Consider the following 12,081-nt stretch of genomic DNA (forward strand, 5'->3'; position numbering starts at 1 on the left):
TGAACACATGGCACCGGAGGGGAAGGCCCCGCTGGACGCGATCGCGTCGGCGCTGCGGCAGGAACGCGAACGGGCCGGGCTCTCGCTCACCGAGGTCGCCCGGCGCGCAGGCGTGGCCAAGTCGACACTGTCCCAGCTCGAGGCGGGCACCGGCAATCCCAGCGTGGAGACGCTCTGGGCGCTGTGCACCGCGCTCGACATCCAGATCTCGCGACTGCTGGATCCGCCGCGACCGCGGGTCCAGGTGATCCGCGCCGACGAGGGCCCGGCGCTGCACTCGGATCGGGCCGACTACCAGGCGACGCTGGTCGCCTCCTGCCCGCCGAACGCGCGCCGCGACGTCTACCGGATCGCGGCCGAACCCGGTCCCGCCCGTGAGTCGCAGCCGCACCCGCCCGGTGTCATCGAGCACGTCGTGCTCAGCGCGGGCCGGGCCCTGGTGGGGGTGACCCCGGATCCCGTCGAACTCGGCCCCGGCGACTACATCGCGTACCCAGGCGATGTCGCGCACGTGTTCCAGGCACTCGAACCCGGCACCCGCGCTGTGATGATCTCCGAGCACACCTGAGCTCCACCACCCCAGCGCTCGACCGGAACCGAATCTCGTCGGCGTGCGTCCAACTGGTCATGACGCCGACTCACCTGAACCCGACCGCCCCCGCTTCCGGACTGGGCGAGAGGTGGATGTTCCGGTTCGATTTCTTCGCCCAGCACGGACTGCCCGGGTTATGGAAGAACAGCCCCGAGTGGGTCGCCGCGTTCAAGGCACTGCCCTTCGGTCGACGCATGATCCTCCAGTTCAACTGGCTGGCAGCATTTTTCGGCTTCGTCTACCTGTTCGCCAAGGGCCTGTGGCGAAAGGCCGTGGCATTCATCGCGCTCGGCGTCGCTTACGGCGTCGTCGCGACGTTCGCCGACACCCCCGTGTGGCTGGACCGGGGCGCCGCAATCGGCCTCACCGTCTTCTGCGCGACGCGGGCGAACGTGTACGTCTACGAGAAGAAGGTCCTCGGCAAGCACACCTGGTCGCTGTAGCAGGGCCTACTGGGTCGGTGCATCCTTGAGGCATGACCGAGCGCAAGCCGTGGGACGTCCCGTTCGAGTCGTGGGTCGAGCGTCAGATCCGGGTCGCCCAGGAACGCGGCGACTTCGACGACCTGCCCGGCGCGGGCAAGCCGATCCCGCACCTCGCCGACGACGACGAGCTGTGGTGGGTGAAGAACAAGCTGCGGGCCGAGGGCCTGTCCACCGAGGCACTGCTGCCGCCGTCGCTGCAGCTGCGGCGCGAGGTCGCGCGACTGCCCGAGACGGTCGCGGACCTGCCGACGGAGGCCGACGTGCGGGAGGCTGTCGCGGAACTGAACCGTCGCATCGCCGACTACCTGCGCGCCCCGAGCGCGCCGCGGGTGCCGGTGCACCGGGTGGACGCAGAGGCGGCGGTGGCCGGGTGGCGGACCGGCCGCCGCCCCCGAACCCGGTGACGGCTGCCGTCCCCGCGGCTCCGTACGACCGGTCAGGCCAGGCCCAGCCGCTTCGAGCACTCGGCCATCTCGTCGAGCACCGCCTCGAAGGTGGTCGCGTGGCGGGACGCGGACAGCAGGATCCGATCGGACCCGAGCGAGGTCGCCCATTCGATCTTCGACCCGTCCACCCTCGTCAGCAGGTGGCCGAGCACCAGCGCGACCTCGGACGGGTCACGCCCCGCCTCGACGGCGGACGAGCGCATCAGCGCCACCGCCGCGTCGAGGTCCTCGCCGCCGAGCCCGAGCGGCTGAAAACCGTTGCCCAACCGCCCCGCTCGCCGCGCCGCCGCCTTGCTGTGGCCGCCGATGTACAGCGGCACGCCGGACGGGCGCGCCGGCTTCGGGAACGAATACGCCCGCTCGAACCGATAGTGCTCGCCCGCGTGGTCGACGCCCTCGGACCCACCGGCCCACAGCGCGCGCATCACCGCGATGGCCTCGTCGGCGACCTTCCCACGGCGGTCGAACCGGCCGCCGCAGGCCTCGATCTCCTCCCGCATCCAGCCGACGCCGAGACAGATCCGCAGGCGCCCGCCGGAGAGCCGGTCAAGGGTCGCGAGCCGCTTCGCCAGCACCACCGGGTTGTGGTTCGGCAGCACCAGCACCCCGGTCGCGAGGCCGAGTGTGGTGGTGGCCCCCGCCACGAAGGACAGCAGCTCCAGCGGGTCCGGGATGTCGCAGTCGTCGGGCAGGTGGGACTTGCCCGTCGGCGAGTACGGGTACGCGCTGTCGGTGTCCCCGATGACCACGGAATGCTCCACCGCCGAGATCTCGTCGAACCCGAGAGACTCGGCGGCCCTGGCGAACTCGAGGATCTTGTCGGGCTCTCCGGTGACACCGAGCTCGACCGGGATCACGACTCCCAGCTTCATGGAACATCCTTTCGACAGAGGCGGCTGCGCCGCCCGTGCGCGGTTGGCGAGTCCACACACTCGTCAACCACGCACAGGCAGCTGCCTATACATAGCGCTGGCGCCCGTACGAGGCGAACTCCGCCTCCAGTGCGACCTTGTCATCCTCGGACATCAGCCGGTACTCCGGTTCGCCGCGTCCCTCCCAGCGGAACACCGGGTCGACACACCGCCAGAGCTCGGACTGCAGCTCGCGTTTGAGCACCTTGTTCGACCCGGTCACCGGCAGGTTCCTCGATACCCGGACGAAACGCGGGGCCGCCTTGGTGCCCAGGTCGTCCTGGGCCGCGAGGAAGGCGGCGAACTCGACCGGATCGAAGTCCGAGGCGTCGGCCACCTCGATTGCCGCCATCACCTGGTCGCCCGAGCGCGGATCCGGCACCGCGTACACCCCGGTCGCGATGACCTTCGGGTGCCTGCGCACGATCCGCTCGATCATCAGCGCCGAGGTGTTCTCGCCGTCGACGCGGATCCAGTCGCCCTTGCGCCCGGCGAAGTAGATGAACCCGGCTTCGTCCACGTAGCCGAGATCGCCTGTCCAGTACCAACCGTGCCTGATCCGGTCCGCCACGGCCTGTTCGTTCTTGTAGTACCCCTCGAACCGCTTGGCGCCGCCCTTGTCGACCATCTCCCCGATCGCCTCGTCCGGGTTCAGCACCCGGCCGTGCTCGTCGAGGCGGGCCCGCTCGCACTCCACCAGGCTGTCCGGATTCACCACCGCGATTTCCGCGTGCGCCGGACGCCCGAGCGCGCCGTCGGGCGCGGCCGGGTCGAGGCGAACCGAGCCCGCGCCCTCGCTCGACCCGTAGCCCTCGAACAGTTCGGCGCCGAACCGGCGAACGAACTCCGCCCTGTCCTCCGTGGAGGCCTCCGTGCCGAAGCCGCGGACCAGCGTGTTGTCGTGGTCGTCCGGCCGCTCCGGCGTGGCCATCAGGTACGCCAGCGCCTTGCCCACGTAGGTGAAGTAGGTGGCGCCGAAGAACCGCACGTCCGGCAGGAACCTGGACGCGGAGAACTTACGCGTCAGGCAGACCGTCGCGCCGTTGGCCAGGGCAGGCGCCCAGAGAGCCATCAGGGCGTTGCCGTGGAACAACGGCATGCAGCAGTAGTCCACGTCCTCGCGGACGTGACCGTACTTAGTGGTGTTCGCGTGCGCGAGGCGCGCGAGCCTGCCCTGGCTGCATCGCACGGCCTTGGACATGCCGGTGGTGCCGGAGGTGAACAGCAACAGGAACAGCGTCGACTCGGAGACCTCCGGATCTGCGGCGGGGTCCGCGACCTGATGCGCCGCAACGCGTTCCGCGTACGCGGGGTCGTCGACGAGGAGGAACCGGTCCTCGGTCAGCCCTAGATCGAGCCCGCGCAGCTGTGCCATGCCCGCCGCGTCGGTGACGATGAGCTGGCAGTCGACATAGCGAACCTCGGCCTCGAGCTCGGCGCCGCGCCGCGTCGGGTTGATCCCGACAATCGCGGCCCCGCTCAGCGCGGCGCCGCCGAGCCAGAAAAGGAACTCCGGGGTGTTCTCGAGCAGCACGCCGATGTGGAACGGACCGTCGACGCGCAGCGCGGCGGCCAGGGCGCCGCGGGCCGCGCTCTCGCGGACGGTCTCGTCCCAGGTCCAGTCCCGCTCGCGGGTGCGCACGCCCAGGTGCTCGTCATCGACGCGGTCCAGCAGCATCTCGGCGATCGTGGCGCGTTCCAACTCGACTCCTGTAACTGGGTGTCCCGGTGTTCACAGCTTCGGCGGCTTCGACACTAGCCACCCCGCCGCTGCTCGGCCTCCGAAGTCTCGGTCAGCGGTGCGACCACCGGTTTCCCTTCTCCCGGTGACCGGGAAGGTCATGACCCACGGACTGGCCCTGCGGTAGAACTCGTGAGCGCAAACGTGACGGGGCGACAGGAAGGGGACGGCGGTGACGGCGCTCGATGAACTCCTCGACAAACAGGCCATCTACGAGGTGGTGATGCGCTACTGCCGCGGCATCGACCGACTCGACTTCGACCTGGTACGCGGCGCCTATCACCCGGACGGCATCGATCACCACACGGGATTCGACGGCGGCGTCGAGGAGTACATCGCCTGGGTACGCCCCAAGCTGGAGCTTCTCGGCGGCACCATGCACCACATCGGGAACCACCTCGTCGAGTTGCACGGCGACCTCGCGATCAGCGAGTCATATTCCACGGCAACACATTGGGGCCACCCCACCGGGGGCGACTTCACCAGCGGCGCGCGCTATGTCGACCTGATGGAGCGCCGCGCGGGCCGGTGGGCGATCGCGGAACGCTGGGCGGTGCGCGAGTGGACCCGTTCCGACGAGGGTCGGATGATCACCCCAGAGGCCGACGGACCGCGCGGCCGTCGCGACGGCGCCGACCTGCTGGTCGAGCTGCGGTCGCGACTGACCGCGCGGTAGCGCGCTCGGGAGCCCCGTGGGTCAGCTTCCGGTCGGGGAGTCCGCGCTGCCCGAGGAGCTGCCGCTGCTGCCCGAGCCGCCGCCGACGACGACCCGCTCACCGCCGAAGGGGGTGAGGAACGTCAGGCCGTCGCCATCGGCGCAGAGCACCTCGATCCGGTACGTCCCGTCTCTGAGCGCCTGCGACCGATACGTGCCCGCGCCCGGCGTTCCGGTCAGTGAGACCGGATTGCCTTCCAACAGATCCCCCATGGGGTTCTTCACCTGAACCAAGCACATCAGCAGGCTCGGCGAGCCGACACCGGTGACGTCCACGATGACGCGCTGACCCTCGGTGTGTACGGCGGCGCTACCGGCGACCGCGGCGGAACCGAGCGCGGGGTTCGCGAGCAGGGCGATGGCGGCGAGTCCGGTGACGGCGCCGGCACGGGCGATGCTCTTACGGGATGTCCTCACTGCATGACCTTTCATATCGGTTTGTCCGGGATCTCCGACCTGGACAAACGGGGTTAGTCGAACTGCGGCTGCCATCATGCATGGGCCCTCGGGGCCACATCCGGACTTCCCGCATTTTCATCACCTGCGGTGATCCATCGAATTAATGTGCCTACCTCGATCATTCGGCGGCGAGCGCCCGACGCTGGCAGGAGCCTCTGCGGGAGCCGTAGTATCGGCAGGGTGTCGCAGATCAGCGGTACCGACGATCTGACCTCGGCGATCGCCGCGCTGCACGCGCGGGTCGCGGGCGAGGTGGACGACAGCACCCGGCGCCGGGCCGAGTACAGCACCGACGCCTCCAACTACCGTGTCGTGCCCGATGTGGTGGTGTTCCCGCGCTCCGACGAGGACGTGGCGGCGGTCCTGGAGGTCGGCCGCACCCACAACCTTCCGGTGACCGCCCGTGGGGCCGGAACCTCCGTGGCGGGCAACGCGATCGGGTCCGGATTGGTCCTCGACTTCAGCAGACACCTCGACCGCATCGTGGCGCTCGATCCTGACCTCCGGACCGCCGTCGTTCAGCCCGGCGTGGTGCTGAGCACCCTCCAGCGGGCGGCCGCGGCGCACGGGTTGCGGTTCGGCCCGGATCCGTCCACACAGGACCGCTGCACCCTCGGCGGGATGATCGGCAACAACGCCTGCGGACCCAGGGCCGTCGCCTGGGGCCGCACCGCCGACAACGTCCATGCCCTGCGGATCCTCGACGGCACCGGGGTCGAGCGGCGCCTGGCCGACGACCTCTCGGCCGCGCCCGGACTCGACCGTCTGGTGACCGACAACCTCGCGCTGATCCGCACCGAACTGGGCCGCTTCGAACGGCAGGGGTCGGGGTACGGGCTCGAGCACCTGCTCCCCGAGCGCGGGCACCACGTGGCCCGTGCCCTCGTCGGCTCCGAGGGCACCTGCGGCCTGATCCTCGATGCGACGGTGGGGCTGGTGCCGGTCCCGGCCGCCACCGCGCTCGCGGTCCTCGGCTACCCCGACATGCCTGCCGCGGCGGACGGTGCCGCCATGGTGCTGACCGGTCGCCCCCTGGCGATCGAGGGCATCGATGCCCGGTTGGTCGACGTGGTTCGCAGGCACAAGGGTGCCGGCGCGGTCCCGGACCTGCCTCGCGGCGCCGGCTGGCTGTTCGTCGAGGTCGACGGCTCGACGCCGGCCGAGGCACTGGCGAGGGCCGCCGAGATCTGTCGCGACGCGGGAGCACTGGACAGCCGCGTAGTGCCGACCGGCCCGGAATCGGCCGCGCTGTGGCGGATCCGAGCGGACGGCGTCGGTTTGGCCGGCCGCACCGTCGACGGGCAGCCCGCCTGGCCGGGCTGGGAGGACGCCGCGGTCCCCCGGCAGCGCCTCGGCGCCTACCTGCGCGATTTCGCGGAGCTGACCGGCAGGCACGGGGTGGACGGCCTGCTGTACGGGCATTTCGGCGACGGCTGCGTACACGTTCGACTCGACCTGCCCATCGCCGATGCCCCACAACGCTTCCGGGCATTCCTGGTCGATGCCGCCGCGCTGGTCGCGGGGCACGGCGGATCGCTGTCCGGCGAGCACGGCGACGGTCGTGCCCGCTCCGAACTGCTCCCGCTGATGTACACCGAGTCGGCCCTGGCCGCGTTCGCCGGCTTCAAGGCGGTCTTCGACCCGAGCAATGTCCTGAACCCGGGCGTGCTGGTGGACCCGGCGCCCGTGGACGCCGGTCTGCGGGTGGCGCAGGCGCCGCCGGTCCCCTTCGCGGGTGGCCTGTCGCTGACCGCGGACCGCGGCGACCTGAGCATGGCGGCGCACCGCTGCGTCGGCATCGGCAAGTGCCGCGCGGACACCTCGGGCGCGGGCGGCTTCATGTGCCCGTCGTACCTCGCGACCGGCGACGAGAAGGACAGCACCCGCGGCCGTGCCCGGGTACTCCAGGAGACCATCAACGGGTCACTGGTGACGGGCGGCTTCGGCTCGCCGGAACTGGAGGAATCGCTCGACCTGTGCCTGTCCTGCAAGGCGTGCGGCTCGGACTGCCCGGCCGGGGTTGACATGGCCGCCTACAAGTCCGAGGTGCTGTATCGGCGGTATCGACGGCGGCCGCGTCCGCGGACCCACTACGCGCTCGGGATGCTGCCGCGGTGGTCGCGGATCGGCGGACGGCTGCCGTCGATCGTCAATGCGGCGAGCGCAATCGGGCCGCTGCGCCGCACGGGACTGCGAGTGGCCGGACTCGACCCGCGACGCGGGGTCCCCCGCTTCGCCGACCAGACCTTCCGCCGATGGTGGCGGCGCAGGCCCGCCCCCGCGGGGCCCGGCCGCGAGGTGTTGCTGTGGATCGACACCTTCACCGATTCCTTCTCCCCCGCGGTGGGCCGTGCGGCGGTCGCCCTGCTCGAGGACGTCGGCTATCAGGTCCTGATCACGCGACGGTCGGCCTGCTGTGGACTCACATGGATCAGCACCGGTCAATTGGACGGCGCGCGAAGGCAATTGCTCGGTACCCTGGATCAGTTGCAGCCCCACCTCGAGGCTGGCCGCCCCATCATCGGCCTCGAGCCGTCCTGCACCGCGGTGCTGCGGTCCGACCTGCCCGAGCTGCTCCCGGACGATCCCCGGTCTGCCCTCGTCGCCGCGTCCACCCGCACGTTGGCCGAATTCCTGACCACCGCAACCGATGCCGACGGCAGGCCGTGGTCGCCACCTCGGCTCGACGGGGTCCGGGTCGTCGTGCAGCCACACTGCCACCAGCACGCGGTGATGGGCTTCGCCCCCGATCGGGCGCTGCTGGCGCGGGCGGGCGCCGAGGTCCGGGAGATCGCCGGGTGCTGCGGTCTGGCCGGGAACTTCGGGATGGAACGCGGCCACTACGACGTCTCGACCGCGGTGGCCGAGAACGGGATCCTGCCCGCGCTCAGGGAAGAGGGACCCGATGCCGTGCTGCTGGCGGACGGCTTCTCCTGCCGGACCCAGGCCGATCAGCTCGCCGGACGCGAGGGCGTCCACCTGGCGCAACTGCTTGAGGCGGCTGCGCCGCCCGTGAGTCCTTCTGGTCCGCCAGAGGGCTAGAAGGACTCACGGGTGGCGCGGCGGCCTACCGGGGGCGTGGCACCGCGGCGTCGATGAACAGTCCCTCCACCGAGACGCACACCTCGCCGTCCGCGGTGGTGATGCTGCCGACGGTGTTGATCTTGCGACCCTCCACGGACATCTGCTTCCCGGTGACGGTGAGCGGCTCGAACAGCGGGGTCGGGCGGTGGTACCGCACGTTCAGCTGCGCGGTCATGCCCGCCTGGCCGCCCCATGCGTTCGCGACGCCGAGCACGTGGTCCAGGATCAGCGCCGAGACGCCGCCGTGCACACACCCCGGCGGCCCCTGGTAGGGCATGGTCAGGTTGACCTCGCCCCGCACCGAGCCATCACTCAGACCCTCGAGCACGATCGGCGGCGCGATGGCGTTCTCTGGGCCGGTGACGGGGTCGTGCCGGGTCACGCCCTCGCCGTTCCACATGTCGATCAGACGTTCCGCCACGGCGGGAGCGTGCTCCTCGAGGTGATCGGCGATGCTGTTCAGCTCCTCGGCAACCCGGTCGAGGTTCGCGTTCGCGCGGTCGGTGCGCAGCATCGCGTCGACGACCCGGCGGGCCGCGGCGGTGGCCCGGTCCACCGGAGCGTCCTGCGGGGCGGAGGTGAGAACCGTTCCGTCGTCATGACTGTCGAAGGTGGGGTGGCTGCCGAGGTCCATCAGCTGAGCTCCAGGGTTCCGGCCCGGTACAGCGTGACCACGCACGCGCCGCCGAGGCCGAGGTTGTGCTGCAGACCCACACGGGCACCGTCGACCTGACGGGCGTCCGCCTTGCCGCGCAGTTGCCAGGTCAGCTCGGCACACTGCGCAAGGCCGGTGGCGCCGAGCGGGTGGCCCTTCGAGATCAGGCCGCCGGAGGGGTTGACCACCCACTGACCGCCATAGGTCGTGGCACCGGACTCGACCAGCTTGCCGCCCTCGCCCGCCTCGCACAGGCCGAGGCCCTCGTACGTGATGATCTCGTTGATCGCGAAGCAGTCGTGCAGTTCGATCACGTCCACGTCCTCGATCGTGAGCCCGGACTCGGCGAACACCTGCGCGGCTGCCGCACGCGTCATCGGGGCACCGACCACGTCGATCATCGACTGGTCGGCGAAGGCCTCCGCGGTGTCCGTGGTGAGCGCCTGCGCGACGATCTCGATCGCCTGGTCCTCGAGTCCGTGCTCGCGGACGAAGCGCTCGCTGACGACGATCGCTGCGCCCGCACCGTCCGAGGTCGGCGAGCACTGCGAGCGGGTGAGCGGCGCGTGGATCATCTTGTCGTCCAACACCTGCTGCAGCGTGTACTCGTCACGGAACTGCGCGTACGGGTTGTTCACCGAGTGCTTGTGGTTCTTCACCGCGACGGATGCGATCTGCTCGGCGGTGGTGCCGTAGCGCTCCATGTGCTCGAGCGCGGCGTTGCCGAACAGCTGCGCCGTCATGGGGCCGCGACCCCAGTCGTGCTTCGCCTTCATGACCTTCAGGTGATCGTCGAGCGTGGAGACCTTGGGCATCTCCCCGGTGCCGGAGAGGGCGGTCTTGGTCATCTTCTCGAAGCCCACTGCCAGCGCGACGTCGACGATGCCGCCCTGCACCCACTCGCGGGCCATCATCAGCGCCGACGAACCGGTGGCGCAGTTGTTGTTGACGTTGACGATCGGGATGCCGGTCAGGCCCGTCTCGTAGAGCGCGCGCTGGCCTGCGGCCGACGGCTGGAACACGTAGCCAACCGCTGCGCGCTGCACCTGGTCGTACGAGATGCCTGCGTCCGCGAGCGCGGCGCCGACCGCCTCGGACACCATGTCCGGGTACTCCCAGTCGCGGCTCTCGATCTTCTCGAACTTGGTCATGCCGACGCCGACAACGAAGGTGCGATTCATAACAGTTGCTACTTTCCGGGCTGGGGGTCTCGGGGAGACCCGGGATGCGCTCGCCGATGGTGTTCAGCTGCACATTGGTGGTATCACCCGCAACGGACACGCACTGCGAGTTCACGAACATCAGGGAGGGTTACCGGCACCCGGGGGTGGCAGGACCACTTTTTGGAATGTATTCCATTTCCTCGGGCCTGGCAACGGCATGCCCGGCTACGGCCGCGACGTACGTTCCCACCCGCGCCGGACGGTCGCCAGTCGCCGCCACCCGAGGTCCTCGAGGTACTCCATCTGCTCGACGTCCCCCCGCCCGAGAGCGATGAAGAGGTTCGCGACGCCGCCAGTTCGGAGCCAGTCCGCGACGATCCCCATGAGCGCACCCCTTGCCCCGGGATCCGGGGGCAGCTTCAGGTCTGCCAGCTCCGCCCATCCGGCGAGCCGCAACAGTGTTCCGCCCCTGGTGCAGTCGTCGATCGTCTCGACGCGACCCTGCCCCGTCCCGCCGTCGCCGAGCGTGAATCGAACCCCGCGTTCCCCCACCGATCGCCGAATCTGTTCGGACGCAGAATCATCCGACACCGGGAGGGTCTCGATCCCGCCCGCGAGGAGTATCTCGACGGCGCCCTCGGCGGGCAGGAACCCCGCGCCGAGCAGCAACTCCTCGAGGTGCGGCCAGCAGTCCGGGATTCCGAAGGTGACGGGCGTCGGAAGGTCGCCGTCAGCGAATATTCGTCGTGCGCCCCATGACTCGAACACGCGCAGCGCGGCGCCCAACAGCTCGGCTGCGGCGTCGGCCTGATTCGGCCAGCAGACCATCCAGGCGACCTCGCCCGAGCCGCGGTGGTCGGGCGCCACGTGCGGGGAATCCCGATAGCACCGCAGGTGCGCCGCGCCGACCACCCGGGAGTCGACCACGGCCACCAGGGTTTCGCGGGTCCGCACCAAGGGGTCGGTCACGCATTGACCGGGATCGGCCTCGAGCTGGGAGATCAGGGTGTCGGTCGAGATGGCCCATCCCGGCACGACGGCCGAGATGTGGGCGTTCACCACGTCGGTGACCTGCCGGCGGTCGGAGCGGCGGAACGGACGTATGTGCGGCATGCGGAGTGGTCCGCTAGTGGACGGTGCCGGTGAGGTCCGCGAGCAGCAGGTCGCACGCGATCCGCAGGTCGGATTCGATCTCGGGGATCGACGCCCGTCCGTTGAGGCTGGACTGGATCAGCCCGAACCACAGGGACACGATCAACCGGATCACCGTGGTGTCGCGGACGGAGGGGTTCGCGATGCCCGCGGCGTCGAGCAGCTGCGCGTCGAAATGCTGGTCGATCTTGGCGACGTCGGGAATCGTGGCCGCGTTGGAGGTGGCCGCGGACTGGATCATCGCCGTCGCCAGCATGGGCCTGCGCAGCAGCGCCCTGGTCGCGCGCAGCAGGATCTCGTAGACCGCGTCCGCGGGCGAGCCGGTGCCCTTCGGGCGCTTGGTCAGGCCGACGCCCATCTGGTCGATCTGGTCGACCATCACCGCGACGAACAGGTGGGTCTTCGACGGGAAGTAGCGGTAGAGGGTGCCGATGGCCACGCCTGCCGACTTGGCGACCTCGTGCATCTGGACGCGCTCGAGCTCCTTCTCGGAGGCCAGCACGGCGGCCGCGTCCAGGATGCGGCCGTACCGCGCCCGCTGTTCGACCGAACTGGGCTCGGCCGCGTCGCGCGCCTCCGCAAGCCTGGGCATGTCTCCCCGCCTTCTGTCCGCATTCCGTCCCCGCAGGATAGATCCTGACATCAAGCGCGGACCACCGTCCGGGCGACTCCGCTCAG

At 70.2% G+C, this 12,081-nt stretch carries 12 protein-coding genes; 5 read left to right on the plus strand and 7 right to left on the minus strand.

Features of this window, described 5'->3' with window-relative positions; genetic code table 11:
- Positions 1 to 7 precede the first annotated feature (7 nt).
- From C8K38_RS21605 to C8K38_RS21615, 3 genes are read left to right on the plus strand one after another with little or no spacing between them, the layout of a single operon-like run.
- Complete coding sequence (locus C8K38_RS21605; protein WP_097213457.1) at positions 8 to 568, plus strand: helix-turn-helix domain-containing protein; 561 nt, start codon at positions 8 to 10, stop codon at positions 566 to 568.
- Between the two features lie 59 nt (positions 569 to 627).
- Complete coding sequence (locus tag C8K38_RS21610; protein WP_097213458.1) at positions 628 to 1,035, plus strand: DUF2628 domain-containing protein; 408 nt, start codon at positions 628 to 630, stop codon at positions 1,033 to 1,035.
- Between the two features lie 32 nt (positions 1,036 to 1,067).
- Positions 1,068 to 1,481 carry a J-domain-containing protein gene (locus C8K38_RS21615; protein ID WP_097213459.1) on the plus strand — a complete coding sequence of 138 codons (414 nt, stop codon included), beginning with the start codon at positions 1,068 to 1,070 and terminating at the stop codon, positions 1,479 to 1,481.
- A 32-nt stretch (positions 1,482 to 1,513) separates the two neighbouring features.
- Here C8K38_RS21615 and C8K38_RS21620 read toward each other — a convergent pair whose 3' ends face one another.
- Complete coding sequence (locus tag C8K38_RS21620) at positions 1,514 to 2,395, minus strand: LLM class F420-dependent oxidoreductase (RefSeq protein ID WP_097213460.1); 882 nt, start codon at positions 2,393 to 2,395, stop codon at positions 1,514 to 1,516.
- An 85-nt stretch (positions 2,396 to 2,480) separates the two neighbouring features.
- A complete protein-coding gene (locus C8K38_RS21625) occupies positions 2,481 to 4,112 on the minus strand; it encodes an AMP-binding protein (RefSeq protein WP_218840991.1) in 1,632 nt (543 codons plus the stop codon).
- A 235-nt stretch (positions 4,113 to 4,347) separates the two neighbouring features.
- Between C8K38_RS21625 and C8K38_RS21630 the strand changes: the two genes are divergently transcribed.
- Positions 4,348 to 4,851, plus strand: a complete 504-nt coding sequence (locus tag C8K38_RS21630; protein WP_257017706.1) for a nuclear transport factor 2 family protein — start codon at positions 4,348 to 4,350, stop codon at positions 4,849 to 4,851.
- A gap of 21 nt (positions 4,852 to 4,872) precedes the next feature.
- Here C8K38_RS21630 and C8K38_RS21635 read toward each other — a convergent pair whose 3' ends face one another.
- Positions 4,873 to 5,307 (minus strand): hypothetical protein, encoded by a 435-nt coding sequence (locus C8K38_RS21635; RefSeq protein ID WP_097213462.1) that lies wholly within the window; start codon positions 5,305 to 5,307, stop codon positions 4,873 to 4,875.
- Positions 5,308 to 5,538: 231 nt separating this feature from the next.
- On the opposite strand from C8K38_RS21635, the gene C8K38_RS21640 reads away from it, so the two are divergent.
- Complete coding sequence (locus C8K38_RS21640; protein WP_097213535.1) at positions 5,539 to 8,391, plus strand: FAD-binding and (Fe-S)-binding domain-containing protein; 2,853 nt, start codon at positions 5,539 to 5,541, stop codon at positions 8,389 to 8,391.
- A gap of 25 nt (positions 8,392 to 8,416) precedes the next feature.
- Here C8K38_RS21640 and C8K38_RS21645 read toward each other — a convergent pair whose 3' ends face one another.
- From C8K38_RS21645 to C8K38_RS21660, 4 genes are all read right to left on the minus strand, one after another.
- Positions 8,417 to 9,067: a PaaI family thioesterase gene (locus C8K38_RS21645; protein ID WP_097213463.1), complete on the minus strand. Its 651-nt coding sequence runs from the start codon at positions 9,065 to 9,067 to the stop codon at positions 8,417 to 8,419.
- On the minus strand, positions 9,067 to 10,269 hold the full coding sequence (locus C8K38_RS21650) for a lipid-transfer protein (RefSeq protein ID WP_097213464.1): 1,203 nt from the start codon (positions 10,267 to 10,269) through the stop codon (positions 9,067 to 9,069). The genes C8K38_RS21645 and C8K38_RS21650 overlap by 1 nt, the downstream gene beginning before the upstream one ends.
- A gap of 207 nt (positions 10,270 to 10,476) precedes the next feature.
- Positions 10,477 to 11,364 carry a GNAT family N-acetyltransferase gene (locus C8K38_RS21655; protein WP_097213465.1) on the minus strand — a complete coding sequence of 296 codons (888 nt, stop codon included), beginning with the start codon at positions 11,362 to 11,364 and terminating at the stop codon, positions 10,477 to 10,479.
- A 13-nt stretch (positions 11,365 to 11,377) separates the two neighbouring features.
- Positions 11,378 to 11,995, minus strand: coding sequence for a TetR family transcriptional regulator (locus tag C8K38_RS21660; protein ID WP_097213466.1), 618 nt, complete (start codon positions 11,993 to 11,995; stop codon positions 11,378 to 11,380).
- Positions 11,996 to 12,081 lie beyond the last annotated feature (86 nt).

The sequence above is a fragment of the Rhodococcus sp. OK611 genome, assembly GCF_003050885.1.
Lineage (GTDB): Bacteria > Actinomycetota > Actinomycetes > Mycobacteriales > Mycobacteriaceae > Rhodococcus_G > Rhodococcus_G oryzae.